This is a genomic window from Hydrogenophaga sp., from assembly GCF_025699295.1.
Lineage (GTDB): Bacteria > Pseudomonadota > Gammaproteobacteria > Burkholderiales > Burkholderiaceae_C > Hydrogenophaga.
Genome location: NZ_JAILWB010000007.1, coordinates 48,350 through 72,293, shown reverse-complemented (window position 1 = coordinate 72,293; position 23,944 = coordinate 48,350). Strand labels below are relative to the sequence as shown.

General features: G+C 67.3%; 26 protein-coding genes. 7 read left to right on the top strand and 19 right to left on the bottom strand.

Translation table 11 applies throughout. The annotated features are described in order from the left end of the window. Positions 1-58: 58 nt before the first annotated feature. Positions 59-490: a Cd(II)/Pb(II)-responsive transcriptional regulator gene (locus K5880_RS08835; RefSeq protein ID WP_297650853.1), complete on the bottom strand. Its 432-nt coding sequence runs from the start codon at positions 488-490 to the stop codon at positions 59-61. Between the two features lie 94 nt (positions 491-584). On the opposite strand from K5880_RS08835, the gene K5880_RS08830 reads away from it, so the two are divergent. Next, complete coding sequence (locus K5880_RS08830) at positions 585-1,235, top strand: cation transporter (RefSeq protein WP_297650852.1); 651 nt, start codon at positions 585-587, stop codon at positions 1,233-1,235. Between the two features lie 27 nt (positions 1,236-1,262). Here K5880_RS08830 and K5880_RS08825 read toward each other — a convergent pair whose 3' ends face one another. Continuing rightward, entirely contained in the window at positions 1,263-1,580 is a 318-nt protein-coding gene (locus K5880_RS08825) for a high-potential iron-sulfur protein (protein ID WP_297650851.1), read from the bottom strand. 92 nt (positions 1,581-1,672) lie between these two features. Between K5880_RS08825 and hpnD the strand changes: the two genes are divergently transcribed. From hpnD to K5880_RS08810, 3 genes are all read left to right on the top strand, one after another. After that, on the top strand, positions 1,673-2,539 hold the full coding sequence (hpnD, locus tag K5880_RS08820; protein WP_297650849.1) for a presqualene diphosphate synthase HpnD: 867 nt from the start codon (positions 1,673-1,675) through the stop codon (positions 2,537-2,539). A 2-nt stretch (positions 2,540-2,541) separates the two neighbouring features. After that, the gene (gene hpnE / locus K5880_RS08815) at positions 2,542-3,906 is read left to right on the top strand and encodes a hydroxysqualene dehydroxylase HpnE (RefSeq protein ID WP_297650847.1); all 1,365 of its coding nucleotides are present in this window, start codon (positions 2,542-2,544) and stop codon (positions 3,904-3,906) included. Between the two features lie 118 nt (positions 3,907-4,024). Next, positions 4,025-4,486, top strand: coding sequence for an SH3 domain-containing protein (locus K5880_RS08810; protein ID WP_297650845.1), 462 nt, complete (start codon positions 4,025-4,027; stop codon positions 4,484-4,486). 4 nt (positions 4,487-4,490) lie between these two features. On the opposite strand, the gene K5880_RS08805 is transcribed toward K5880_RS08810, so the two are convergent. From K5880_RS08805 to K5880_RS08785, 5 genes are all read right to left on the bottom strand, one after another. Continuing rightward, positions 4,491-5,639: a glycine betaine/L-proline ABC transporter ATP-binding protein gene (locus K5880_RS08805; protein ID WP_297650843.1), complete on the bottom strand. Its 1,149-nt coding sequence runs from the start codon at positions 5,637-5,639 to the stop codon at positions 4,491-4,493. Then, the gene (locus tag K5880_RS08800; protein ID WP_297650841.1) at positions 5,632-6,519 is read right to left on the bottom strand and encodes a proline/glycine betaine ABC transporter permease; all 888 of its coding nucleotides are present in this window, start codon (positions 6,517-6,519) and stop codon (positions 5,632-5,634) included. The genes K5880_RS08805 and K5880_RS08800 overlap by 8 nt, the downstream gene beginning before the upstream one ends. Continuing rightward, positions 6,516-7,580 carry an ABC transporter substrate-binding protein gene (locus K5880_RS08795; RefSeq protein WP_297650839.1) on the bottom strand — a complete coding sequence of 355 codons (1,065 nt, stop codon included), beginning with the start codon at positions 7,578-7,580 and terminating at the stop codon, positions 6,516-6,518. Before K5880_RS08795 ends, K5880_RS08800 begins: the two co-directional genes overlap by 4 nt. Positions 7,581-7,809: 229 nt before the next feature. Next, positions 7,810-8,466, bottom strand: a complete 657-nt coding sequence (locus tag K5880_RS08790) for a glutathione S-transferase family protein (RefSeq protein ID WP_297650837.1) — start codon at positions 8,464-8,466, stop codon at positions 7,810-7,812. Positions 8,467-8,494: 28 nt separating this feature from the next. Continuing rightward, a complete protein-coding gene (locus K5880_RS08785; protein WP_297650835.1) occupies positions 8,495-9,241 on the bottom strand; it encodes an HAD-IA family hydrolase in 747 nt (248 codons plus the stop codon). Positions 9,242-9,260: 19 nt separating this feature from the next. Here K5880_RS08785 and hemH point away from each other — a divergent pair, with 19 nt between their 5' ends. After that, positions 9,261-10,352, top strand: coding sequence for a ferrochelatase (gene hemH / locus K5880_RS08780; protein ID WP_297650833.1), 1,092 nt, complete (start codon positions 9,261-9,263; stop codon positions 10,350-10,352). A 40-nt stretch (positions 10,353-10,392) separates the two neighbouring features. Here hemH and K5880_RS08775 read toward each other — a convergent pair whose 3' ends face one another. The 4 genes from K5880_RS08775 to K5880_RS08760 form a co-directional block, all read right to left on the bottom strand. Next, positions 10,393-11,361, bottom strand: a complete 969-nt coding sequence (locus K5880_RS08775) for a succinylglutamate desuccinylase/aspartoacylase family protein (RefSeq protein WP_297650831.1) — start codon at positions 11,359-11,361, stop codon at positions 10,393-10,395. Next, positions 11,358-12,287, bottom strand: coding sequence for a tripartite tricarboxylate transporter substrate binding protein (locus K5880_RS08770; RefSeq protein WP_297651107.1), 930 nt, complete (start codon positions 12,285-12,287; stop codon positions 11,358-11,360). Before K5880_RS08770 ends, K5880_RS08775 begins: the two co-directional genes overlap by 4 nt. 137 nt (positions 12,288-12,424) lie before the next feature. Beyond that, positions 12,425-13,321 carry a LysR family transcriptional regulator gene (locus tag K5880_RS08765; RefSeq protein WP_297650828.1) on the bottom strand — a complete coding sequence of 299 codons (897 nt, stop codon included), beginning with the start codon at positions 13,319-13,321 and terminating at the stop codon, positions 12,425-12,427. Next, complete coding sequence (locus K5880_RS08760) at positions 13,294-13,797, bottom strand: AAC(3)-I family aminoglycoside N-acetyltransferase (RefSeq protein ID WP_297650827.1); 504 nt, start codon at positions 13,795-13,797, stop codon at positions 13,294-13,296. The genes K5880_RS08765 and K5880_RS08760 overlap by 28 nt, the downstream gene beginning before the upstream one ends. Before the next feature lie 96 nt (positions 13,798-13,893). On the opposite strand from K5880_RS08760, the gene K5880_RS08755 reads away from it, so the two are divergent. After that, positions 13,894-14,259, top strand: coding sequence for a DUF2200 domain-containing protein (locus K5880_RS08755; RefSeq protein ID WP_297650825.1), 366 nt, complete (start codon positions 13,894-13,896; stop codon positions 14,257-14,259). A gap of 108 nt (positions 14,260-14,367) precedes the next feature. Then, the gene (locus K5880_RS08750) at positions 14,368-15,546 is read left to right on the top strand and encodes a Fic family protein (protein WP_297650823.1); all 1,179 of its coding nucleotides are present in this window, start codon (positions 14,368-14,370) and stop codon (positions 15,544-15,546) included. A gap of 68 nt (positions 15,547-15,614) precedes the next feature. Here K5880_RS08750 and K5880_RS08745 read toward each other — a convergent pair whose 3' ends face one another. From K5880_RS08745 to K5880_RS08710, 8 genes are all read right to left on the bottom strand, one after another. Beyond that, complete coding sequence (locus tag K5880_RS08745; protein ID WP_297650821.1) at positions 15,615-16,457, bottom strand: hypothetical protein; 843 nt, start codon at positions 16,455-16,457, stop codon at positions 15,615-15,617. Between the two features lie 46 nt (positions 16,458-16,503). Continuing rightward, positions 16,504-17,370 (bottom strand): alpha/beta hydrolase, encoded by an 867-nt coding sequence (locus tag K5880_RS08740; RefSeq protein WP_297650819.1) that lies wholly within the window; start codon positions 17,368-17,370, stop codon positions 16,504-16,506. Further along, positions 17,367-18,467 carry a branched-chain amino acid ABC transporter permease gene (locus K5880_RS08735; RefSeq protein WP_297650818.1) on the bottom strand — a complete coding sequence of 367 codons (1,101 nt, stop codon included), beginning with the start codon at positions 18,465-18,467 and terminating at the stop codon, positions 17,367-17,369. The genes K5880_RS08740 and K5880_RS08735 overlap by 4 nt, the downstream gene beginning before the upstream one ends. Before the next feature lie 13 nt (positions 18,468-18,480). Further along, complete coding sequence (locus tag K5880_RS08730; RefSeq protein WP_297650816.1) at positions 18,481-19,467, bottom strand: branched-chain amino acid ABC transporter permease; 987 nt, start codon at positions 19,465-19,467, stop codon at positions 18,481-18,483. Then, a complete protein-coding gene (locus K5880_RS08725; RefSeq protein WP_297650814.1) occupies positions 19,464-20,198 on the bottom strand; it encodes an ABC transporter ATP-binding protein in 735 nt (244 codons plus the stop codon). The genes K5880_RS08730 and K5880_RS08725 overlap by 4 nt, the downstream gene beginning before the upstream one ends. Beyond that, positions 20,195-20,956: an ABC transporter ATP-binding protein gene (locus K5880_RS08720; RefSeq protein WP_297650812.1), complete on the bottom strand. Its 762-nt coding sequence runs from the start codon at positions 20,954-20,956 to the stop codon at positions 20,195-20,197. Before K5880_RS08720 ends, K5880_RS08725 begins: the two co-directional genes overlap by 4 nt. A gap of 126 nt (positions 20,957-21,082) precedes the next feature. Continuing rightward, positions 21,083-22,273, bottom strand: coding sequence for a substrate-binding domain-containing protein (locus tag K5880_RS08715; protein WP_297650810.1), 1,191 nt, complete (start codon positions 22,271-22,273; stop codon positions 21,083-21,085). A gap of 163 nt (positions 22,274-22,436) precedes the next feature. Next, positions 22,437-23,930, bottom strand: coding sequence for a sigma 54-interacting transcriptional regulator (locus K5880_RS08710; protein WP_297650808.1), 1,494 nt, complete (start codon positions 23,928-23,930; stop codon positions 22,437-22,439). Positions 23,931-23,944 lie beyond the last annotated feature (14 nt).

The window sequence follows — 23,944 nt, the reverse complement described above, 5'->3', positions numbered from 1 at the left end:
TCGTGCTCATGAGAAGGTCTGCCGGTCGCCGCGGCAGGTCCCAACGGATCCGCGCGGCTCAGCGTACCGGATGGCAGGCGCAGGCCTCGCCGTGCGCGGCCGAGACCAGCTCGTCGAGGATGCCGCAGGAAGCGCCATCGGGGTGGTGGCCGTCGCAGCGCGAACGGAGTTGCAGCAATTGTTTCTCCAGCGCGCGCATGCTCTTGAGGCGCGCGCGCACGCGGCTGAGCTGCTCGTCCACCAGCTGGTCCACGTTCAGGCAATGGGCCGCGGGGTCGTCCACGAAGCCGAGCAGGCGCTTCACGTCCGACAGCGGCATGTCCAGCGCGCGGCAGTGGCGGATGAAGGACAGGCGCTCCAGGTGGGGCTGTGCGTAGTCGCGGTAGCCGTTGTCCCGCCGCGCGGGCGCGGGCAGCAGGCCTTCCTTCTCGTAGAAGCGGATGGTTTCCACGTCCACGCCGGTGGCGCGGGCCAGTTCCTTGATCTGCATGGCATGTCCTTGAAAGCGTTGCGGCCCTGCGGCCGTGGTGTCTTGACACTGTAGCGGCTTCAGGGTTTTCAATAGAGCCATCGAAAGGAAGGCCATGTCCGCCCACTGCTGCAACCACGACACCCCCGATGCCACCGGCATCGCCAACCTCAAGCGCTACCGCCGCATCCTCTGGATCGCGCTGTGGGTCAATGCCACCATGTTTGTGGTCGAGATCGCGGCCGGCTGGCAGGCCGGCTCGCTCTCGCTGCTGGCCGATGCGATCGATTTCGCCGGCGACGCGCTGAACTACGCGGTTTCGCTCGCGGTGCTGGCCTCGGCACTGGCCTGGCGCGCCCGCGCGGCGGTGCTCAAGGCGCTGAGCATGATGAGCTTCGGCCTGTACATCCTGGGCAGCGCGGCCTGGTCGGTGTGGCGCGGCGACGTGCCCGACGCCGCGACCATGGGCGCCATCGGCGTGCTCGCGCTGGTCTCCAACGTGGCGGTGGCCTGGATGCTCTATGCGTTTCGCGAAGGCGACGCCAACATGCGCAGCGTGTGGCTGTGTTCGCGCAACGACGCCATCGGCAATGTGGCGGTGATGCTGGCCGCGCTCGGCGTGTTCGGCACCGGCAGCGCCTGGCCCGACCTGCTGGTCGCCAGCCTCATGGCCACGCTGGCCTTGCATGGCGGCTGGCAGGTACTGCGCCAGGCGCGTGGCGAACTCGGCACCGGCGGGAGCGACCACAGCGGCCATGCGCACTGAGACGCCAGGCCCCGCCGCGCGCGCCTCTCAAGACTTGAGCACGTAGGCGCTGCACCAGCCGATGGCCGGGACCTGCTTGCCGGTGAAGATGCGGCAGTCCCCGAAGCCATCCCCGGCCCGGCCGGCATAAAGCTGGCAACTGCCGCACTTCTGCGCGCTGGTGTGGTTGGGAAAGCGCTTGGGATTCACCCTGGCGGAGTCCGCCGTGTAGCCCAGCGCGACGGCCGTGGGGTCCTTCTCGCTCACCATGACCGGCTGGGCATGGGCAGCGCCGGCGCTCAGCAGCAAGGCACTGCCCGTGGCCACCTGCGACAGCAGGAAGACGCGACGATTCTGATCGTTCATGTGAAACCTCGTGGGGGCGGCGGAATGGCCGGTTCATCGTACACCGCCCCCTGGCGCGGTGCGTACACTTGACCCCCAAACCGCCCCCACGCATGAGCCCCCAAGACTACGTCCAGCAAAAAGCCGCGGCCTCTGGCAGCAGCTTCTACTACGCCTTCCTGTTCCTGCCCGCGGAACGCCGTGCCGCCATCACCGCCTTCTATGCCTTCTGCCGCGAGGTCGACGACGTCGTCGACGAGGTGAGCGACCCCGGCGTGGCGCAGACCAAGCTGGCCTGGTGGCGCGGCGAGGTCGCGAAGGCCTTTGCCGGCGAGCCCACCCACCCGGTGATGCGCGCGCTGATGCCGCTGGCCCGGACCTACGAGATCGAAGCCCGCCACCTCATGGCCGTGATCGACGGCTGCCAGATGGACCTGGAGCAGAACCGCTACCTGGATTTCGCCAACCTGCAGCGCTACTGCCACCTGGTGGCCGGGGTGGTGGGCGAGGTGGCTGCGCGCATCTTCGGCCAGACGCAGCTGGCCACCACCGACTACGCGCACCGCCTGGGCCTGGCCTTCCAGCTCACCAACATCGTGCGCGACGTCGGCGAGGATGCCACGCGCGGGCGCATCTACCTGCCGGTCAACGAGTTGCAGAGCTTCAATGTGAAGGCGCACGAACTGATCCAGCGCGGCGCGGCGCCCGGCACCGACGCGGCCGACTTCCAGCGGCGCTTCACCGCACTCATGCAATTCCAGTGCACGCGCGCGCTGCAGACCTACAGCGACGCACTGGCGCTGCTGCCCGAGGCCGACCGCCGCGCGCAGAAGCCCGGCCTGATGATGGCCAGCATCTACCGCACCCTGCTACAGGAAATCGCGGCCGACCCGATGCTGGTGCTGACGCGCCGGGTGAGTCTGACGCCGCTGCGCAAGTTCTGGCTGGCCTGGCGCGTGCAGGCCCTGGGCAGGCTTTGATCGTGAAGCTGGCCGTGATCGGTGCGGGCTGGGCCGGCATGGCCGCCGCGGTGGAAGGGGTGGCGCGCGGCGCGGACGTGACGGTGTTCGAATCCGCCCGCACACTGGGTGGACGCGCCCGCGCGCTGCAGGTGCCGCGCGACGACGGCTTGCCGCTCACGCTGGACAACGGACAGCACATCCTGATCGGCGCCTACACCGGAACGCTCGCGCTGATGCAGCGCGTGGGCATCGATCTGTCGCAGACCCTGCTGCCCCTGCCGCTGGCCCTGCGCTATCCCGATGGTTCGGGTCTGCGCACCCCCGGCTGGGCCACGCGCTGGCCGGCGCCACTGGACTCCCTGGCCGCCATCACCACCGCGCGCGGCTGGCGCTGGCACGAGCGGCTGGCGCTGCTGCGCGCCTCGCTGCGCTGGCAGCGCGCGGGTTTCGACTGCGCACCCGGGCTCACCGTGGCCGATCTGTGTGCCGGTCTGCCGCCCCGAGTGCGCCACGAACTCATCGACCCACTGTGCGTGTCGGCGCTGAACACCCCCGCCGTGGACGCCAGCGCGGCGGTGTTCCTGCGCGTGCTGCGCGATGCGCTGTTCGGCCCGGGCAGCGCGGGTTTCAATGCTTCCTGCCTGCTGTTGCCCCGCGTCGACCTCTCGCGGCTGTTCCCGGACACGGCAGCGCAGTGGCTGACCGCGCACCACGGCGAGCAATACCGCTTGCGCAGCGGCACGCGCGTGGGCTGTTTGCGCCCGCAGTCCACCGGCTGGCTGCTGGGACACGAGGGCGGCGAGGAAGCGTTCGATGCCGTCATCTGCGCCACCGCCGCGAGCCCTGCGGAAAAACTCGCCGAACAGGTGGCCGACGGCTGCGAAGCGGCCACGGCCACGCCACTGCGGGCCTGGGCACGCACGGCGCGTGGCCTGCCCTTCACGGCGCTCACCACGGTGTATGCGCATGCCCCCGGCGCGCGACTGAGCGCGCCCATGCTGGCGCTGCGCGCAGAGCCCGACGAGCAGGCCGCGCCAGCCCAGTTCGTGTTCGACCGTGGACAACTGCAGCCGCGGGACGCGCTGGCGCAGGGCGTGCTGGCCTTCGTGGTGAGCGCCAGCCAGGGCGAACGCGACGAACTTCAGGCGCGCGTGCTGCGTCAGGCCGCGCGCCAGCTGGGCCTGAACACGCTGCGGCCGGTGCAGACCGTGGTCGAGAAGCGCGCCACCTTCGCCTGCACGCCCAACCTCGTGCGCCCACCCTCGGCCATGGCGCCAGGCCTGTGGGCTGCCGGAGATTACGTGCAGGGGCCCTACCCTGCCACGCTGGAAGGCGCGGTGCGCAGTGGTCACGCTGCCGCCGCGCTGGCCACGCAGCCGCCCTGAGCGGCACGCAATGCCGACGCAGCCGCAGACCCAGGCGAAAATCAGCGGAACCTCTGCGACCGCGCACGTTCCCACTGGCTGGGATTTTCTGGAAACCTGAGGAAAGGAGCTCTTGCAGATGAACTGCACAACCCCCGCACGCCACTTCATTGCCGCCGCCACCCTGTGCGTGATGGCCATCGCATCCAGCGTGGTTCACGCGCAAAGCATGGTCAGCGTCAAGGGCAGCACGCTCAACATGCGCGAAGGCCCGGGCACGAACACCGCTGTGCTGTGGGAACTCAAGCGAGGCTACCCGTTGCGGATCACCCAGCGCAAGGGCGGCTGGATCAAGGTGCGCGATTTCGAAGGCGATACGGGCTGGGTCGCGCGCCGGCTCACGGGCAACACGCCCCACCACATCGTCAAGGCCCGCGTTGCCAACATCCGCAGCGGCCCGGGCACGAAGCACCGCATCGTCGGCAAGGTGGAATACGGCGAGCTGCTGCGCACGCGCGAGAAGCGCGCCGACTGGGTGCGCGTGGAACGCGAACAGGGCGCCGGCGGCTGGATCGCCCGGCGCCTGCTCTGGGGCTGGTGAGTCCTCAGGTACCCGCGGCAGGGGCGCCTTGCGCCTCGGGCCGGGGCGGCACCATGGCACCGATGATGTCGGCCATGGCAATGGTGCCGAGATGGCGCCCCTTGCTGTTGACCACATTGGCCGCCTCGCAGCTCTCGGCGCTGAGCAGGCGCGCGGCCTCCTCGATCACCAGGCTCGGGTCCACCGCGGGCCCCTGCACCGGCGCAGCGCCGCCCTGCATGAGCGTGCGGCAGCGGATCACGCGGCCCCGGTTGACGTCGCGCACGAAGCTCTCGATGTAGTCGTCCGCCGGCTTGAGCACGATCTGCTGGCCGGTGCCCTGCTGCACCACCTCACCGTCGCGCAGGATGGCGATGCGGTCGCCCAGCCGCAGCGCCTCGTCCAGGTCGTGCGTGATGAACACGATGGTCTTGCCGATTTCCTGCTGAATGTCCAGCAGCACCGACTGCATGTCGGCGCGAATCAGCGGATCCAGCGCGGAGAAGGCTTCGTCCATCAGCAGGATGGGGGCGTCGTTGGTCAGTGCGCGCGCCAGGCCCACGCGCTGCTGCATGCCACCCGAGAGCTGGTTGGGGTAGCTGTCCTCGTAGCCCTTGAGTCCGACGCGTTCGATCCAGCGCGCGGCGGCCTCGCGCCGCTTCCTGCCCGGCACACCCTGCACCTGCAGGCCGTACTCGGTGTTCTCCAGCACCGTGAGGTGCGGAAACAGCGCGAACTTCTGGAACACCATGGCAGTCTGCTCGCGCCGGAAACGCAGCAGCTCGCGCGGCGACATCTTCGCCACGTCCAGTTCGCGCCCGTCCACCGGAATCAGAACCTCGCCCGCGGTCGGGTCGATCAGCCGGTTGATGTGGCGGATCAGCGTGCTCTTGCCGGAGCCCGACAGACCCATGACGACCTGTATGCCGCCGGCCGGCATGTCGATGCTGATGTTGCTCAGGCCCAGAACGTGGCCGTGCACGTCGCGCAGCTCCTGCTTGCTCATGCCCTGCTGAACCGGCTCCAGGAACTTCCCGGGCGTGGGCCCGAAGATCTTGTAGAGCCGGCGGATGGAGATGCCGACCGAGGCGTCCACCCGGGGCCGGGCTTCGGTCAAGGGGTGCGCCTGCGTGGACTGCGCTTGTGGGCCTGCTGGCCATACCGCTTCAGCCATGGACAACCTCCAGGTGTTTCTGCAGCCGCTTGCCATAGGCTTGCGACACGCGGTCAAAGATGATGGCAATGCCCACAATGGCCAGCCCGTTGAGCAGACCCATGGTGAAGTACTGGTTGGTGATGGCGCGCAGCACAGGTTGCCCCAGGCCCTGCACGCCGATCATGGACGCGATCACCACCATGGCCAGCGACAACATGATGGTCTGGTTGACGCCCGCCATGATGGTGGGCAGCGCCAGTGGCAGCTGCACCTGGCGCATCTTCTGCCAGATCGAGGAACCAAACGCGTCGGCCGCTTCCAGCAGGTCCTTGTCCACCAGGCGGATGCCCAGGTTGGTGAAGCGGATCACCGGCGGAATCGCGTAGATCACCACCGCGATCACGCCTGGCACGCGACCGATGCCCAGCAGCATCACCACCGGAATCAGGTAGACGAAGCTGGGCATGGTCTGCATCACGTCCAGCACCGGGTTGATCCAGCGATTCAGTCGGTCGGATCTGCTCATCGCGATGCCGATGGGCAGACCCAGCACCAGGGCCACCACCGTGCAGACGAAGATCATCGAGATCGTCTTCATGGTGTCATTCCACATGCCGAAGTAGCCAATCAGCAGCAGCGTGAGCACCGAGCCGGCCACGATCTTCCACGAGCGCGAGGCCAGCCACGCCACCAGCGCAATGCCACCGACCACGATCGGCCAGGGCGTCTGGGTGAGCAGGCGTTCGGAAATCAGCAGGAAATCGCGCAGCGGCTCGAACAGCCGTTCCAGCGTGTCGCCGTGTTCGCGCGTGAATTCGCGGAATGCGCCGTCGACACCCCGGCGCAGGGCACTGAGCTGATCCGCGCCCAGGGCCGGGAAGGCGTCGAGCCAGCTCATGCCGCGTCGAGCGAGGTCTTGATCTTTTCAGCGACCTCGGGCGACACCCAGTCGCTCCAGATCTCGGGCTGCGTCTTGAGGAAGTGGCGCGCACCATCTTCGCCCGTGGCCTGACCTTCGCTCATCCATGCCAGCAGAGCGTTGACGGTCTCGTTGCTCCAGGCGCGCTTGTTCAGGTACTCCACGGCCGGGCCGCCGGCCTTCTGGAACCGGTCGGTGATGACGGTGTAGACATCGGCGCGGGCCCAGTCGCTCTTGATCGGCTTGTCGCACTCGGTGATCGAGTTGCAGGTCTCCCAGGCTTGCTTGTCGTGCGGCACGCCTGCGTCGAGCTTGACCATGTCGTACTTGCCAAGGATGGACGTGGGCGCCCAGTAGTAGCCCAGCCACGCTTCCTTGCGCTCGTAGGCCTTGGCAATCGAACCGTCCAGGCCGGCGGCCGAGCCGGTGTCCAGCAGCACGAAGCCCTTGGCCCTGGCGTCCCAGGCCTTGAAGGCGTTGGCCGTGGTGATCTGGCAGTTCCAGCCCGACGGGCAGTTGTGGATGGCGCCCTTGGACTTGTCTTCTGCCGACGGGAACAGCTCCGGGTGCTTGAGCGCGTCATCGATGGTCTTGATGTCGGGGTGCGCGTCGGCCACGTACTTCGGAATCCACCAGCCCTCGATGCCACCGTCCTTCAGCGCCTCGGCGGCATAGTGCAGGCGACCTTCCTTCACAGCCGCGTCCAGCGGCTGGCGCACGGCATTGACCCAGGCCTCGGGCGCCACGTCGGGCTGGCCCTTTTCCATCATGGACGTCAGCGTGGGCATGGTGTCGCCAGGCACGATCTCGACCTCGCAGCCATAACCCCTGGACAGAATGATGTTGTCGATGTGGGCCAGCACTTCGGCCGACTGCCAGTTCATGGCGGCCACGGTGACCTTGCCGCATTCGGCAGGAGCTGCGGCCATGGCCGGTGCTGCGGCGGGCGCCTCGGTGGTGGCTTCTTCCTTCTGTCCGCAGGCGGCCAGAAAGGCCAGAGCGACCAGGGCGGTCAGGGTAAGACGGGGGGTGGTGTGCATGGCAACTCCGGGTTCAGGTGGCAGGTTCCACCGGCGCGCTGCGCCAACGGATGTGAGGAACACACCCAACAAACTGGAGAGAAAGACGAACGCCGCTGCAAACCAATTGACCGGCCGCTCAACCAACAGCCGTTGGGTTGAACTAAGCCCACTAATATAGTTTTTTATCTAATTCGCACGCAAATACTGCGACTTTTCATATAACGGTACGAATTGTCACAGGGACCGTTCAGGCGGTGTCCGTGGCTTTGACGGCCCGGTGCGCCGGCCGCTCCATGCAGCGCAGGATCCACCCGTGCGTGAGCGGATGCGCATCCATCAGGGTGCGCGAGGGGCGCGCCCAGTTGAGCACGCTGGCTGCGCAGAGGTCGGCCACCGTGAACCGTTCGGCAGCCAGGAAGGCCTGCCCACGCGCCTGCTGAGCCTGCAGGTGCTGCTCGATCACCCGCAGGGGCACGGCCAGGCGGCGCTCGGCCGCATTGGCCAGCTCGGGCTTGCGCCGCGGCTCGGGCATCACCATGCGGTGCATCAGCACCGTGAGCGCATCGGCCTCGGCTTCGTTGACCGCCCAGAAGCTCCAGCGCAGCGCCTCGGCGTCCTCGCGCGGCGTGGCCGGGGTGATGCTCTGGCCGTCCGCGCGGCCATGGTGGCGCGCGATGTACAGCGCGCAGGCCATGCTTTCCCACAGCACCACATCGCCTTCGGGACGCGCGTCCACGACGGCCGGCACATGGCCGTTGGGGTTGATCGCCAGGAACCCGGGTGTGCGCGTGCCGCCGCCCTGGTAGGGCAAGGGCACGTGGTGGAAATCCAGGCCGAGTTCGGTGGCGGCCCAGAGCGGGCGCACCGCGCGCGAGGCGGCGATGCCGTAGATGGTCAGACTCATGGGGGCGGATGGAAGCGGAAACGACAGGTCAGCCGATGTGCCGGCACAGGGCCAGCAGATCGCTCACGGTGGCGTGGGGTTGCAGGGGCGCATGCTCCCAGGCGTGTCCGGCGCGGTTGAGCCAGGCCACCTGCATGCCCGCGCCGAGCGCGCCCACCACGTCGAGTTGCGCATCGTCACCGATGTGCAGCACCTCGGCAGCGCCCACGCCCGCGGCGCTGGCCGCCGCGTGAAAGATGCGCGCATCGGGTTTGCCCACGCCGAACTCGCGCGCGCTCAGCGCCGCCCTGAAGTGCTGGCCCAGGCCCACGCGCTGCACGTCGGCATTGCCGTTGGACAGTGCCACCACGGGATAGCGGGCCGCCAGCCATTCGAGCGCGGGCAGCGCGTCCTCGAACAGCTCCACGCGCTGGCGCTCGGCAAAAAACACGTCGAACGCGGGCTCGGCCAGTGCCGGGTCGTCGCCCGCCTGCGACAGCACCAGGCGGATCGACTCGCGGCGCAGCGCGCTCAGGTCGTGCGCGAGATCGGGCCGCGTGCGGTGCATCTGGTTGCGCACCTCGCGCAGGGCGGCCGGGTTGCCCCACTGCAGTGCCGTGGCGGGCGCGTACTGCGCCAGCCAGGCCACCAGGGTGGCCTCGGCGCGCTCGATGGTGGGCCAGATCGGCCACAGGGTGTCGTCCAGGTCGATGGTGATGGCGCGGATGCGGCGCGCGTCCAGCAGCGCCATCGCTTCGGGCGCGGCGCCGTGGGCTGCAGGGTCGGGGGTATTCATGTCTGCGGGAGAATAGCGCATGAACTTTCGCCAGGAACCCACGATTCCCCATGGCCAGGCGCCGCGCACGGCCATCGTGTTCTGCAACCTCGGCACCCCCGACGAACCCACGGCCCCGGCCCTGCGGCGCTACCTGGCGGAGTTCCTGAGCGACCCGCGCGTGGTGGAGATCCCGCGCCTGCTGTGGTGGCCGATCCTGCACGGCATCATCCTGCGCACCCGGCCGGCGAAGTCGGCCGCGAAGTACGCCAGCGTCTGGCTGCCCGAAGGCTCGCCGCTCAAGGTGTGGACCGACAGGCAGGCCACGCTGCTGCGCGGCTACCTGGGCGAGCGCGGCCATCAGGTCACGGTGCGCTACGCCATGCGCTATGGCAACCCGTCCATCGCGTCGGTGCTCGACGAACTCAAGGCCGAGGGCACCACGCGCATCCTGGTGCTGCCGGCCTACCCGCAGTACAGCGGCACCACCACGGCGAGCGTGGTCGATGCGGTGACGGCCTGGTCCCGCCCGGTTCGCCACCTGCCCGAGCTGCGCTTCGTGAACCGCTACCACGACGACCCGGGCTACATCAAGGCGCTGGCGAAGGCGATCCGCGCGCACTGGATGGCGCACGGCCAGGGCGAGCACCTGGTGATGAGCTTTCACGGCGTGCCCGAGCGCACGCTGCACCTGGGCGACCCCTACCACTGCGAATGCCACAAGACCGCGCGCCTGCTGGCCCAGGAACTGGGGCTGGCGAAAGACCGCTACACGCTGACCTTCCAGTCGCGCTTCGGCAAGGCGAAGTGGCTGGAGCCGTACACCGAACCCACGCTGGTCGCCATGGCGAAGAAAGGTCTGAAGAACGTGGACCTGGTGTGCCCCGGCTTCACCAGCGACTGCCTGGAGACGCTCGAAGAGATCAACATGGAAGCACGCGAAGCCTTCCTGCACGCGGGTGGCCAGCAGTTCCAGTACATCCCCTGCCTCAACGATTCACCGGAGTGGATCCGCGCGCTGACCGACATCGCCGAACGGCACCTGCAGGGCTGGCCCACGAAACGGGCGGACGACCCCATGGAACTGCAGGCCAGCCGCGAACGCGCGCTGGCGCTGGGCGCGAAGTCGTAGACACCAGCGGGTCAGAAGCCGGCACCGTGCTGCAAGCGCTTCACAACGACTCGGCCCGGGCGAAGCGCACCACCGTCACGCCCGCGCGCGCCTGCCGCGCCGAGGGCATGACGAGCACGCAGTCGTCGTAGGGCGTGGTGACGATTTCTCCGTCGTTGTCGCCAATCGCGGTGCCCGCCTGGTGGATGAGCTGAAGGTCGTGGCAGGGGCCGAGGAAGCGGAAGCGGTCGCTGCGCGCCGTCACACCGCCGGTGACGCGCAGGACGCATTGCCGGGGCGCGTCCGCACGCCGCCAGCCGGCCAGCGCATCGGCGGCGGTGCCGGCGTCAAGCACTTGCGCCTCCACCAGGAAGCGGGCCGACACGTCGCATGCCACGTCGCGGCTCGATGTGTCGCCGTGAAAGCCGCACTCCACCAGCAGCGAGCGGTTGTCACCGGCCTTCGGGTCGGCCAGGCCGAAGTGGCCGAAGTCGCGCATCCGTGTGCCGTCCCGGTGCCCTTCATCGACCACGATATGCTCCGGCGCCCGCAGGCTTCGCGCCAGCGCCAGGTTGCGGTGATGGGGGCCCGTCAGCATCAGCGGCTTGCCCGGCTCGTGCATGGAATGCAGGTCGAGCAACCACTGCGCGCGCTGCACGAACGGCAGCAACTCGCCCGCGCGGCGCCGCTCCAGGGTGCCGCCCTCGGCGATGCGCCCGGTGGACCACTGGCGGTTCAGGTCTTCGTCCACGAAGCGGGACGCATCGAACGCGGCCGGGTCGAAGCGGTCGAAGGCGGCCAGGTTGCAAAAGGCCAGGGTGAGGCTCCCGCGCTGCGGGCGCACACCGGCTTCGAGCAGGCCCTTGACCGCCCAGGCCCCGCACAGCTCGTTGCCGTGCACGAGCGACGCGACCATGACCGCGCGCCCTGGCACACCCGAATCAAAATGCCAGACCCCTTCCGTGCCCGTGTTGCCCGCACGCCAGGCGCCGATGTCCGGCCTGGCGAGTTCGAAGTGCAGGTCCGTCATTCGGTGATCTTCGCGAAGTCGACCACCTTCTGGTACTTGGCCGTCTCGTCCGCGAGAAAGCGCGGCATGTCCACGTTCGGCGGTGCAATGGTGGAGCCCGCATCTTCCAGCGTCTTGCGAAACTCGGGAGTCTGCAGGATATCGTTGAGCGTGGCGCGCAGCTTGGCGAGCACCGGCGCGGGCAACTGGGGCGGCGCCATCAGCGCGAACCAGACACCGATGTCCATGTCCTTGAGCTTCGGTGACTCCGCCAGCGCCGGGATGTCCGGCGCGGCGGGCGAGCGCTTCTTCTCCGTCACACCCAGGGCCACCACCTTGCCTGCGCGAATGAGTGGCAAGCCGCTGGAGAGCACGAACACGCCGTAGTCCATCCGGCCACCCAGCAGGTCGGTGGTGAGCGGCCCCACGCCCCGGTAAGGGATGTGCGTCATGAACAGGCCGCCCTGCTCCTTGACCATTTCCCCCGCCAGGTGCAGCGCCGTGCCGATGCCGCTGCTGCCGTAGCTGAAGCGGCCCGGGCTGGCCTTGACCGCGCTCAGGAACTGGCTCGCGTCCTTCACGCCCGTGCCGGGGGAAGCCACCAGCACCATGGGCTGCGAGGCCACCAGGCCGATGGGCGTGAAGTCCTTGTAGCTGTACTTGACGGTGGCCGGCGTGATCAGCCGGTTGATCGCGATCTCGTTGTTGGCTCCGACGAACAGCGTGTAGCCGTCGGCGGGCGCCCTGGATGCCTTCATCGCCGCAATGGCGCCGCCTGCGCCGCTGGCGTTCTCCACGACGACGGGAACCCCCAGCTTCCTGGCCAGCTGGTCGGCGACCGCGCGGCCGGTGAGATCGGTGCTGCCACCCGGTGGATAGCCGATCAGCACCGTGATGGGCTTGTTCGGGTAGGCCACCTCCTGGGCCGAGGCGGAACCCGGACCCATGGACAACAGCAGAAACGGCGCGATGGCCAGGGCAAGTGGATTTTTCATGGTGTGTCTCCTGTGGAGCCCCGATTCTTGGTTCGGGGACACACCGCGGTTGTGCCGTTTCGGCACACAGGATTGCCGGAACGTACCGGTCAACCGGGGTCCACAGTCTGCCAGAACGATTCCGCCGCGGGTGAGAGTTTCCGCTTGGCGCGCACCATGCGGATCTCGAAGCCGATCTCCAGGGCCTTGCTGCCCACCGGCGCCAGCTGCTTCGCCTTGCAGGCGCCCGCGGCCAGCGACCATGGCAGCCACGCCACGCCCAATCCCTTGAGCGCGTATTCCAGCAAGGCGTCGGCCGAATCGCATTCGATCGTCTCCGCGAGCCGCGGCGCCTTCGGGTGGTTGCTCAGGTGGTCACGCACCAGCCGCCCCAGGGCCAGGGTGTCGGCATAGGCCAGGTACGGGACGGCCTGGGCGGTGTCAAAGCCGAACGACGCGTGCCCCAGGGCGTTGACCTTGCCCACCGGCACCAGGCGATCGCTCGCCACCCTGCGCTGCAGGTACTGGTGCGAACTCAGCCGCATGGCGATTTGCGGGTGGTGGTAGGTCAGCATGAAATCCGACTCGCCGCGCTCGAAGCGCTGCAGGGTTTCCGCCATCGACCCGGTGCGCACCACCACCCGCACGCCGGCGCGCTGGCGCCGGATCCTGGCAAGCCAGTCGGCCGCCACCGTCCGGGCCAGGGTGCGGCCCGTGGTCAGGGTCACAGTGGCCGCGCGCCCTTCGCCGTCCGCCCCCGCGATCTCGCTCCTGGCCTGGGCCATGGCAGGGACCATCTGCAACGCGTACCCGAGCAGCTTCTCGCCCTGCCCCGTCAAGTGCACGGATGTCCCGCGCCGCTCGATCAGGGGCGCGCCGGCCCAGGCCTCCAGCGCCTTGATGCGCCGCCCGAAGGCCGGATGGGTCACATGCCGCTGCTCCGCGGCGCGCGTGAGGCTGCCGGTGTGCGACAGGGCGATCAGGTCTTCAAGCCATTTGGTCTGCATGGCGCCGACTGTAGCGGCACGCCGCCGGGCGCGATGTCGAAATGCAGCACGTCCTCGCGCACACCCAGCTTGGTGTACAGCGCGATCGCCGGGTCGTCCCCGTGATCGGCCTGGACGAAGATCACGTAGGCGCCCCGCTCCCGCGCCACGCGCTTGAGCTCCTCAATCAGCGCGGTGGCAATGCCCTGGCGCCGGTGCGCGGCGTCCACCGCCAGGTCGTAGATATAGATCTCCGAACGCGCCTGCTCGAACTTGGGCAACACATACGCCGCCAGCCCGCCCACCACCTTCTCGCCGGCCAGCGCGGCCACGGCGATGAACGCATCGCCCGCCAGCAGACGCTGCAGCCAGGCGTCGTCGGGCTGGGCTTGCGTGTAGGTGGGAATATCTTCAAACGCCTCGCCAAACATGGCGAGCATGGATCGCATCGTGCCGACGTCATGCCGCGCCAGCACCGCCACATGGTGTGTCTTCATTGGGGGACCCCTTCCATCAGAAGGGGCCATTGTGCCGATGTGCGAAGAACGCTCATGATGTGTCGCGAGCGCAGTTTGCAGGAGTGAAACCCCACCATGGCCGCGACCCAAACCACCACCCACCGCATCTTCACGATGGCCTTCGCCAAGGTCTACCCCATGTACGTCCAGAAGGCGCAGCGCAAGGGCCGGACGAAAGAAGAAGTCGACGAAATCATCCGCTGGCTCACCGGCTACGACCAGGCCGGCCTGGAGCGGCAGATCGAACAGGGCAACGACTTTGAAACCTTCTTCGCCCACGCCCCGGCCATGAACCCGAACTCGTCGCTGATCACGGGCGTGGTCTGCGGTGTGCGGGTGGAAGCGGTGGAGGATCCGCTGATGCAGAAGATCCGGTACCTGGACAAGCTGGTGGATGAGCTGGCGAAGGGCAGGAAGATGGAGAAGGTTCTTCGCCAGTAGCCTTCCTCAGGGGGTGGCGCCACCCCTGTACGCAGCAATCGCACCGATGAGCTGGGTTTTGCAAAATACGGCTCATGTTTTGAGCTGTATTTGCCTAAAATGCGGCTCATGAAACGCTCCTCCACCCCCGCGCTCCTGATCTGGCAAGCCCCTGGCTGGCCCGACCTGACGGCGTCGACCGCCGAAGTGGCGGCCGCCCTGCTCCGGGCTCGGCAGCGTCAGGGGCAGTTGATCGGCCAATGCGCCGCCGTGGGGCTGGATGCCACCGCGCCCACCCTGCGCGAATTGTGGATACAGGAAGCCCTGGCCACTTCCGCCATCGAGGGCGAGGCATTGAACCCGGATTCGGTGCGGTCGTCCGTGCTGCGGCATCTCGGGCTGGATTCGGACGCGACGGCTCCCGTGAACCGGCAAGTGGATGGGCTGGTGGACGTGATGGAAGACGCAACCCGGAACTTTGCGGATGCGCTGAGCAAGGACCGCTTGTGCCGCTGGCACGCGGCACTGTTCCCCACCGGTGCCAGCGGCTTGCGGCGCATCCGGGTCGGCAACTACCGCGACCATGCGGATCCCATGCAGATCGTGAGTGGCCTGCCCGGACGGGAAGTGGTGCACTACACGGCGCCGCCTTCTTCACAGATGGACCCGCAGATGCAGGCCTTCCTGGACTGGTTTGCGCGCACGCGGCCCGGCCTGACGCAAGAAGCGGTGCCGCTGGATGGCATTGCCCGCGCGGCCATCGCACACCTCTGGTTCGAATCCATCCACCCGTTCGAAGACGGCAACGGCCGCATCGGTCGCGCCATCATCGACCTGGCGCTGGCCCAGGATGCGGCCGCGCCACAGCGGCTGGTGAGTCTTTCACACCAGTTGCTGGCGCAGCGGCGCGGCTACTACGACGCGCTGCAGGCCGCACAACATGGCGACACCGACGTGTCCGCGTGGGTGCTGTGGTTCATTCAGCAGTACCTGCGCGCCTGCGAGCACACCGGCTCGTTGATTCAGGTCGCGCTGGAAAAATCACGCTTCTGGGCACAACACGCCAGCACCGAAATGAACATGCGGCAGCGCAAGGTGGTGCAACGTTTGCTGGACGATGGCGACGGTGGATTTCTCGGCGGCCTGAACGCGGCGAAGTACATCAAGATGACCGGCACGTCCAAGGCCACGGCCACGCGCGATCTGGCTCAACTGGTGCATGGTGGATTGCTGTTCACGCGAGGCCAGGGCAAGGCGTTGCGCTACTTTGTGAACGTACCGGGTTGGGCGCACCTAGACCGCAGCTGAGGACATTTTCCTGAGAAGTAGCAAGACTCCAAGTCCCACTGCCAAGCGCCCCATTGACCACGACGGCCTCAGTACTGCTGCTTCAAATGCTTCGTTACCGTGAACTCCGGGAAGTGCGGACGTTGGCGAACCTTGTTCATGAGGCACCAGTACATTGAGCGTGCAACTTCCTCGTTGCACCCCACCGGATAACTGTATTGATAACTTGGTGAGTTTGGATCCGCATCTCGGATGTAAGACCGTTTCCATTCCGGCTCCAAGAATCGCTGGATAGACCACCGAAGTTGATTCAAGAACTCCGCGATTGTGCTCGCGTGATAAGCGAAATAGTTCGAGTGAAGCCACTCGTAAATGCTCGGGAGCGCGACAACAGCCTGAGCCCTCGTCAGAGGCGTCCCACTGTCGGCATATATCCGAACAAGTCTCCCAATATCTGAATCCAGCCTAGAGAAGTTGTGCTTCCCGATGTTCCCGGAAATCTTGAGGAATTCGTACCTACTCGCCAATAGATTTGACTCCACCCCCACTTCGCCAAGCCACATCCGATCAATTGGTTGTCTATCCTCAAGCCACGCCGCAAAGTGCTCTACCGTGTGGGACAGCTCCGTTGCATCTGACCCTAGCTGCGGATGTGCACACACCTGCTTCAAATAGAACAAATAGCTCCGATCCGTCAGGCCTTGTGCAGGTACCGCAGGGAGATCGAAGGGCATGAAGCCACCCCTCGGCACTGGGGCGGAAAGAAAATCCACAAGCAAGATGTTGAAGAGCCGCTTCTCAGCCGAACCGACGAACATGACGTTCGTATCCTTTGTAGTCACAAGCCGCTCGAACATGGCGTGGTTCACCATGTCGTCGATCATCTCGACGACTGCGAACAGGATGATGCATTCATGCTCAACCGGGTTCATGGTCAGTGGCCATCCATGAACTCGATCGTACCGGGTCTGTCTCAGCTCAGTGCCCCGCCAGAAAACGCTGCACAAGATCCAGTTGCTCGGGCACGTTCAACGCCGGCGCGTGACCGCATCCGGCAATGGTCACCACCAGCGCGCGCGGACCCCGGTCGCGCATGGCCTCGGCGGTGTCGGCCAGCAGCAGGTCCGAGTCCGCGCCGCGCAGGCAGAGCACCGGGATGTCGATGCGGTCGTAGGCGGGCCACAAGTCGTAGTCCGCCGGGTGGTGGATGAACTGCTGCACCATGGCCGGGTCGTAGTGCGGCGTCACGCGGCCGTCGGGCAGGCGGCGGGTGGAGCTTTCGGTGAACAGGCGCCACTGCGCGTCGCTCAGATAGCCGTAGGGCTTGTAGACGGTGCGGAAGTACTGCTCCAGCTCGCCCACGGTCGCGAAGGCCGGCGGGCTGCCGGCGTAGCTGCGGATGCGTTGCACGGCGGCGTCGGCCAGCTTCGGGCCGATGTCGTTGAGCACCAGGCGCTCGATGCGCCCGTGCAACGGGCCGGCGGCGCACGCCATGCCGATCGCGCCCCCCATGGAGGTGCCCACCCAGTGGAAGCGCTTGAGCGCGAGCTGGTCCACCAGTGCTGTGGCGATGCGGCTGTAGAAGTCCAGGCAGTACTCGGCCTCGGGCGCCGGGCTCCACTGGCTCAGGCCGCGGCCGATGGTGTCGGGACAGATGACGCGCCAGCCCAGGGCGCACAGGTGTGCGGCCAGCGGGTCCATGTCGCGGCCGGTGCGCGCCAGGCCGTGCCAGGCCACCACCACCGGCCCGGTGGGGGTTTCGGGCTCCCAGTCCATGAAGTGGATCTCGCGGCCTTCGCAAGCGAGGTAGCGCGAGCGGGGTGCGGGCGGCGTGGTCGGATTCATGGGCGGCCCCTCAGGCGGGCGAGCACCGCGCGCTCCCGCAGCTTGCCCACGATGCCGGTGGGAAAGTAATAGACCGAGAGCACGAACAGCAGACCCAGCCAGAGCAGCCAGCGGTCGGGCGTGAGCAGCGCGGGCAGCAGGGGAATGCCCTCGGCGGCACCGCCCGCCAGGCGCAGCAGGTCCTGCAGGTAGCTCTGCGCGAGCACGAAGATCACGCTGCCGATGAGCGCGCCGTACAGCGTGCCCATGCCGCCGATGACGACGATCAGCAGGATGTCGAGCATGATCTCGAACGACAGCGAGGTGTCGGGTCCCTGGTAGCGCAGCCAGAGCGCGAGCAGGCAGCCCGCGAGCGTGGCGAACGCGGCCGAGAGCACGTTGGAGAGCGTGCGGTAGACCACCGTACGGTAGCCCAGGGCCTCGGCGCGGAAGTCGTTCTCGCGGATCGCCTGCAGCACGCGGCCGAAGGGCGAGTTCACGATGCGCAGGATGGTCAGGAAGATCGCCGTGACCGCGACAAAGAGCAGGTAGTAGGTGATGAAGCGGCCGTCCAGATCCACCTCGCCCAGCGGCGTGGCCAGCGGCTCCTCGCGCAGGCTGAAGGCGGGTGACAACAGCTCGGGCACGGAGAAGCTCAGGCCGTCCTCGCCACCAGTGAAGTCCGAGAGCTGCGAGGCCAGGGTGAGGAATGCCGAGGCCACGGCGAGCGTGATCATGGCGAAGAAGATCGCCTTCACACGCAGCGAGAACAGGCCGATCAGCAGCGAGAGCACGAACGAGATCGCCAGCGCGCAGACCACGCCCAGCGCGATCGCACCCCAGCTCGGTTCCTCGACCGCGTTCAGCGCGATCGCCACGCCGTACGCGCCGATGCCGAAGAACATGGTGTGCGCGAAGCTGACGATGCCGGTGTAGCCCAGCAGCAGGTCGAAGCTGGCCACCAGCGCCACGAAGATCAGCACCTTGGCGGCCACGTTGAGCGCCTTCACGCCCGGGAACAGGAAGGGCGCGAAGGCCAGGCCGAGGAACAGCACGATCAGCACGGCGGCCAGCCAGCGGCTGCGCGGCAGGTCGTTGGAGAGGATGCGGGAAATCATGCGGCGCTCCTGTTCAACGGTTGGTCACGGGATAGACGCCCTGGGGCCGCCACAGCAAGATGGCGACCATGAGCGCGATGTTGGAGAACAGCGCGACCTTGGGCACCAGGAAGCCGGTGTAGTTGGCCATCAGACCCACCAGCAGCGCGCCGATGAGCGCGCCAGTGGTGGAACCCAGGCCGCCGATGATGATGACGATGAAGATCAGCACGTTCACCTGCGCGCCCATCTGCGGAATGACCGACTGCTGGTACAGCGCCCACATCACACCACCCAGGCCGGCCAGCGCGCTGCCGACCACGAAAACGCCGATGAAGAGCTGGCGGATGCGGTAGCCGAGCGACTCGACCATCTCGCGGTCCTGCACGCCGGCACGCACGAGCAGGCCGACCTTGGTGCGGTTGAGCGTCCAGACCATGGCCGCGAACACCGCTGCGCCGACCAGCACCGCCAGCAGGCGGTACTTCTCCACCGCTGCGTCGCCGAAGATGAAGGACCCACGCAGCGACTCGGGCAGCGGCAGCGGAATCTGCTCCGGCCCCCATACCACCTTGATCAGCTCCTCGCCGATGATCATGCCGCCCATGGTGATGAGGATCTGCTTGAGGTGCATGCCGTACACCGGGCGGATGATCAGGCGCTCGAACACCCAGCCCAGCGCGCCGGCCACCGCCATGGCCACCAGCATGGCCGGCAGCAGCGCCACCAGGTTGAGCCACAGGCTGTCGGCCGTGGTGTAGCTGTTCATGCTCGCCAGCACGGTCGTGGCCACGAAGGCGCCCAGCGCGATGAACACGCCGTGGCCGAAGTTGAGCACGTCCATGAGCCCGAACACCAGCGTGAGGCCCGAGGCGATGATGAAGATGATCATGCCCATGGCCAGACCCGCCACGGTGAGCGTGAGCCAGGTGGATGCGCTGCCGGTGAGCGGCAGCGCGATCAGCGCGAGCACGGGCACCAGAGCGAGCGGCTTCCAGTCGAAGTCCTTGAGGGCAATCATTGGTGCGCTCCGAGAGAGAGTCCGAGCAGCTTCGACTGCAGGGTTTCGTTGCTCGCCAGTTCGGCCATCGAACCGCTGTGCACCACGCGCCCGTCGTCCATCACGGCCACGGTGTCGCCGAGCTGGCGCGCGAAGTTGAAGTTCTGCTCGACCAGCAGGATGGTGGTCTTCGCGGCCTTGAGTTCCTTGAAGGCCGCGATCATGTTCTGGATGATCGCGGGCGCCAGGCCCTTGCTGGGCTCGTCGATCAGCAGCAGCTTGCGCGGCTCCACGATCGCGCGCGAGACCGCGAGCATCTGCTTCTGCCCGCCGCTGAGCTTGCCGGCCGGGTGCAGCCAGAACTTCTTCATGGCCGGGAACAGGCCGAAGATCCATTCGAGCCGCTGCGTGTCGATGTCGTCGAGCGTGCGCGCGCCGCGCGCGGCCAGCAGCAGGTTCTCGCGCACCGACAGGTCCGAGAAGATGCCCATGCTCTCGGGCACGTAGGCCACACCGCTGTGCGCGATGTCGGGCGTGGGGCGCTGGGTGATGTCCGCGCCATCGAGCGTCACCGTGCCCTGGCTGGCGTGCCACAGTCCCATGATGGTGCGCAGCGTGGTCGTCTTGCCCGCGCCGTTGCGGCCCAGCAGCATGGTGAGCTGGCCCTCGGGCACCTGCAGGTCCACGCCATGGAGGATGTGGTACGCGCCGATGTGCGTGTGCACGCCGCTCAAGGTCAGGAGGTCGCTCATGCGCTCACCTCTTCTTCCGGGTTGATGCCCAGGTAGGCCTGCTGCACCACGGGCGACGCGATCACGGTGGCGGGTTCGCCGTCGGCCACCAGCTCGCCGTTGTGCAGCACGATGATGCGGTCCGAGAGTTCGCGCACCACGTCCATCTTGTGTTCGACCAGCAGGATGGTCTTGGTCTTGTCGTTCTTCAGTTGCCGGATCAGGTTCAGGATCACCGGCACCTCGTCCACGCTCATGCCGGCGGTGGGTTCGTCGAACATGAACACCTGCGGCTCCAGCGCCATCAGGATGCCCACCTCCAGCTTGCGCTGGTCGCCGTGCGGCAGGCTCGACGCCAGCGCGTCGCGCTTGTCGGCCAGCGCCACGGTCTCCAGCACCTCGTCGGCACGCTGCAGCAGGTCGCGCCGGTCGCTCCAGACGCGCCAGAGGTTCAGCCCCGCGCCGGCCCGGGCCTGCACCGCCAGGCGCACGTTCTCCTGCACCGTGAGGTTGGGGAACAGGTTGGTGAGCTGGAACGCGCGCCCCAGCCCGGCCTGCGCACGCGCCGGTGCACCCAGCCCGGACAGATCCCGCCCGTTGAGCCGCACGCGCCCGGCACTGGCCTTGATCTGTCCGGAGATCAGGTTGAAGTAGGTCGTCTTGCCCGCGCCGTTGGGGCCGACGATGGCTGTAAGCGTGCCCGGCGCGAACGCGCACGAGACAGCACTCACCGCCACGTGCCCACCGAAGCGGACCGTGAGGTCTTGGGTTTCAAGCATGGGTAGCCTCGGAGCCGCAGCGCGGCGACAGTTCAAGAACACAGCGGAACCGGCTTTGCCGGGCCGCATGTGTTGCCCCCTTGAGGGGGTGACGCGCCGCAGGCGCGGCGCGGGGGTGGGTCAAGCTCAGCGCTTGTTTCTCACTGGGACGTCCATCTCTTCCGGCTTGATCTCGCGCACCAGCTCCGGCACGCCCCAGGCGAAGGCCGGGTCCACCTTGATCTTGAAGTGGTACATGCTCTGCATGGCCTGGTGGTCTTCCTTGCGGAAGGTCATCGTGCCCTTGGGTGTGTCGAAGCTCATGCCTTCCATGGTCTGGATCAGCTTGTTGGTGTTGGTGTCGCCGCCGGTCTTCTTCAGCGCTGTCACCACCGCCATCGCGGCCGAGAACCCACCGGCGGTGAAGAAATCCGGCGGGGCCTTGAACTGCGTGTAGTGCTGCGCCACCAGCGCGTCGTTCACCTTGTTCTTCGGGATGCCGAAGTAGTAATAGGTCGCGCCTTCCATGCCGGGGAAGTTCTTGTACGCGGCCATGGCGGGCAGGATGTTGCCGCCGGTGGCGATCTCGATGCCGTAGCGCTTGAGGTCGAGATCGGCGATCTTGAACGGGTTGCCCGCGCCAGCCCAGATGATCCAGATCACCTTGCGGCCCGGCAGGTCCTTGAGCTTGTCGATCAGGCGCTGCGCGCCGGCGGTGAAGTCGGTCGTACTGGTCGGCAGGTACTCCTCGTGCACGATCTTCGCGGTCTTGATCGACTCCTTGAACGCCTTCACGCCGTCGCGGCCGAAGGCGTAGTCCTGCGCCAGCGTGGCGATGCTCACGCCGGCCTTGTCCAGCGCCACGGCGTTGGAGATCGCGTCCTGCGAGCTGTTGCGGCCGGTGCGAAAGATGTACTTGTTCCACTTGTCGCCGGTGATGGAGTCGGCCACGGCCGGCTCGACCAGCAGGATCTTCTTGTACTCGGCGGCCACCGGCAGCATGGCCAGCGCCACGCCCGAGCCGGTCGGGCCGATGGCGATGTCGGCCTTGTCGTCGGCATAGGCGGCGGCCAGTTGCGCGCGGCCCACGTCGGGCTTGAACTGGCTGTCCTTCTCGATCACCACGAGCTTCTTGCCATTGACCATCATGGTGCCGCCGGTGGCGTAGTCCAGGCCCATCATCAGGCCGGTGTGGGTCTGCTTGGCGTAGGCCTCCAGCGGGCCGGTCTTGTCGTAGACGTGGGCGATGCGGATTTCGCCCTTGTTCGACTGGGCCATGGCCAGCGAAGCGGTGCAGGCGAGCGCGAGGACCGCGAGGCGGCGGGTGATGTGGGTCATGTCTTGTCTCCTGGTTGGAACGGTCACAGCGCGTTGCGCCGTGGTCATTCATTGCAGGCTTCATGCCAACACCGGACGCCGTTGATATTCAACAGGTTTTCAAGCGGGTCAATCTGGGTCGTCCAGATTTCAGACGATTTGAAGATGAAGAAACGTCTGAAATTCAGGCAATCGTATGAATTTCAGACAATCCACCGGAAGACGTCAGGCGGTCGTACAGACTGGCGCGCGAGATGCCCAGCAGCTTCGCTGCAGCAGTGCGGTTGCCACCGGTGTGCGCCAGCGCCAGCGCGATGGCACGCTGCTCCAGCTCGGCAATCTGCTCGGGCAGCGGGCGCAGCTGAGCGCCTTCGGACTCGGCGCCTGCAGCCGCGCGCAGCGGCGCCGCTGTTTGTGCCGGCGCCAGCGCGGGCAATCCGGCCTCGCGCAGCACCGCGCCCACCTGCGCGGCGGTGATGTGGTGCGAGTCGCTGCGCAGCGCCAGTTGCTCCAGCACGTTGCGCAGCTCGCGGATGTTGCCGCGCCAGCTCTGCGCGGCCAGCAACGCCTGCGCATCGGTGGTCAGCTCCAGCTGGGCACCGCCGCCGCGTGCGGCAATGTCCTCGCACAAGGCCTCGATCAGCAGCGCGATGTCGTCCCGGCGCTCGCGCAGCGGCGGCACGCGGATGGGCAGCACGTTGAGCCGGTAGTAGAGATCTTCGCGGAAGCTGCCTTCGGCCACCATCTGCTGCAGGTCGCGCGAGGTGGCGGCGACCACACGCACGTCGAAGCGCAACAGCCTGTTCGAGCCCAGCGGTTCGATCTCGCCCTCCTGCAGCGCGCGCAGCAGCTTCACCTGCACCGACATCGGCATGTCGCCCAGCTCGTCGAGGAACAGCGTGCCGCCATCGGCCAGCTTGAACTTGCCGTCGCGACCCTTCTTGTCCGCGCCGGTGTAGGCACCGGGTGCCACGCCGAAGAATTCGGCCTCCAGCAGCGTGTCGGGCACGGCGGCCATGTTCACGCTCACGAACGGCCGCCCCGCGCGCGGCGAAGCCGCGTGGATCGCGTGCGCCAGCAGCTCCTTGCCGGTGCCGGTCTCGCCCAGCAGCAGCACCGGGCTGGCCGACTGCGCCGCGCGCCGCGCCTGGCGCTTGACCTCCAGCGCCGCGGCACTGCTGCCGACGAAGCTGGCAAAGGTGTACTTGGTGCGGCGCTGGCTGGCCAGTTCGCGCCGCGCCTCGCTCAGGTCCTGCTCCAGCCGCGCGAATTTGCTGATGAGGGGCTGCAGCGTGGTCTCGGGGTGGTCGAACAGCACGATGCCCAGCACGCCGATGACCTCGCCCGCGCCGTCGCGCAGCGGGATGCGGCTGACCACGAAGGTGCCCGCGCGGTTGGTCAGCAGGTCGATCAGGATCGGCTTGCCGGTGGCCAGCACCTGGTGCATCTGCGTGTTCTGCACCACGCGGGAGACCGGGTGACCCACGAAGTCTTCCTCGCGCTCGAAGCCCAGCGCCGGCAGAAAGCGGCGGTACTGGTCGTTGATCCAGACCACGCGCGCGTCGCGGTCCACCAGCATCATGCCTTCGCTGGCGTTGGCGAACAGCTCGAACATCGAGCGCGCGGCGAGTTCGAGAATGCTTTGCGCGTCGCGCGGCAGGCGGTCGTCCCGGGTCATGCCGGGATGGTACC

What these genes read in the sequence shown, in the direction of transcription:
- K5880_RS08835 (WP_297650853.1), bottom strand. Translation starts at nt 490, where the DNA reads ATGCAGATCAAGGAACTGGCCCGCGCCACCGGCGTGGACGTGGAAACC.
- K5880_RS08830 (WP_297650852.1), top strand. Translation starts at nt 585, where the DNA reads ATGTCCGCCCACTGCTGCAACCACGACACCCCCGATGCCACCGGCATC.
- K5880_RS08825 (WP_297650851.1), bottom strand. Translation starts at nt 1,580, where the DNA reads ATGAACGATCAGAATCGTCGCGTCTTCCTGCTGTCGCAGGTGGCCACG.
- hpnD (WP_297650849.1), top strand. Translation starts at nt 1,673, where the DNA reads ATGAGCCCCCAAGACTACGTCCAGCAAAAAGCCGCGGCCTCTGGCAGC.
- K5880_RS08810 (WP_297650845.1), top strand. Translation starts at nt 4,025, where the DNA reads ATGAACTGCACAACCCCCGCACGCCACTTCATTGCCGCCGCCACCCTG.
- K5880_RS08805 (WP_297650843.1), bottom strand. Translation starts at nt 5,639, where the DNA reads ATGGCTGAAGCGGTATGGCCAGCAGGCCCACAAGCGCAGTCCACGCAG.
- K5880_RS08800 (WP_297650841.1), bottom strand. Translation starts at nt 6,519, where the DNA reads ATGAGCTGGCTCGACGCCTTCCCGGCCCTGGGCGCGGATCAGCTCAGT.
- K5880_RS08795 (WP_297650839.1), bottom strand. Translation starts at nt 7,580, where the DNA reads ATGCACACCACCCCCCGTCTTACCCTGACCGCCCTGGTCGCTCTGGCC.
- K5880_RS08790 (WP_297650837.1), bottom strand. Translation starts at nt 8,466, where the DNA reads ATGAGTCTGACCATCTACGGCATCGCCGCCTCGCGCGCGGTGCGCCCG.
- K5880_RS08785 (WP_297650835.1), bottom strand. Translation starts at nt 9,241, where the DNA reads ATGAATACCCCCGACCCTGCAGCCCACGGCGCCGCGCCCGAAGCGATG.
- hemH (WP_297650833.1), top strand. Translation starts at nt 9,261, where the DNA reads ATGAACTTTCGCCAGGAACCCACGATTCCCCATGGCCAGGCGCCGCGC.
- K5880_RS08775 (WP_297650831.1), bottom strand. Translation starts at nt 11,361, where the DNA reads ATGACGGACCTGCACTTCGAACTCGCCAGGCCGGACATCGGCGCCTGG.
- K5880_RS08770 (WP_297651107.1), bottom strand. Translation starts at nt 12,287, where the DNA reads ATGGGTCCGGGTTCCGCCTCGGCCCAGGAGGTGGCCTACCCGAACAAG.
- K5880_RS08765 (WP_297650828.1), bottom strand. Translation starts at nt 13,321, where the DNA reads ATGCAGACCAAATGGCTTGAAGACCTGATCGCCCTGTCGCACACCGGC.
- K5880_RS08760 (WP_297650827.1), bottom strand. Translation starts at nt 13,797, where the DNA reads ATGAAGACACACCATGTGGCGGTGCTGGCGCGGCATGACGTCGGCACG.
- K5880_RS08755 (WP_297650825.1), top strand. Translation starts at nt 13,894, where the DNA reads ATGGCCGCGACCCAAACCACCACCCACCGCATCTTCACGATGGCCTTC.
- K5880_RS08750 (WP_297650823.1), top strand. Translation starts at nt 14,368, where the DNA reads ATGAAACGCTCCTCCACCCCCGCGCTCCTGATCTGGCAAGCCCCTGGC.
- K5880_RS08745 (WP_297650821.1), bottom strand. Translation starts at nt 16,457, where the DNA reads ATGAACCCGGTTGAGCATGAATGCATCATCCTGTTCGCAGTCGTCGAG.
- K5880_RS08740 (WP_297650819.1), bottom strand. Translation starts at nt 17,370, where the DNA reads ATGAATCCGACCACGCCGCCCGCACCCCGCTCGCGCTACCTCGCTTGC.
- K5880_RS08735 (WP_297650818.1), bottom strand. Translation starts at nt 18,467, where the DNA reads ATGATTTCCCGCATCCTCTCCAACGACCTGCCGCGCAGCCGCTGGCTG.
- K5880_RS08730 (WP_297650816.1), bottom strand. Translation starts at nt 19,467, where the DNA reads ATGATTGCCCTCAAGGACTTCGACTGGAAGCCGCTCGCTCTGGTGCCC.
- K5880_RS08725 (WP_297650814.1), bottom strand. Translation starts at nt 20,198, where the DNA reads ATGAGCGACCTCCTGACCTTGAGCGGCGTGCACACGCACATCGGCGCG.
- K5880_RS08720 (WP_297650812.1), bottom strand. Translation starts at nt 20,956, where the DNA reads ATGCTTGAAACCCAAGACCTCACGGTCCGCTTCGGTGGGCACGTGGCG.
- K5880_RS08715 (WP_297650810.1), bottom strand. Translation starts at nt 22,273, where the DNA reads ATGACCCACATCACCCGCCGCCTCGCGGTCCTCGCGCTCGCCTGCACC.
- K5880_RS08710 (WP_297650808.1), bottom strand. Translation starts at nt 23,930, where the DNA reads ATGACCCGGGACGACCGCCTGCCGCGCGACGCGCAAAGCATTCTCGAA.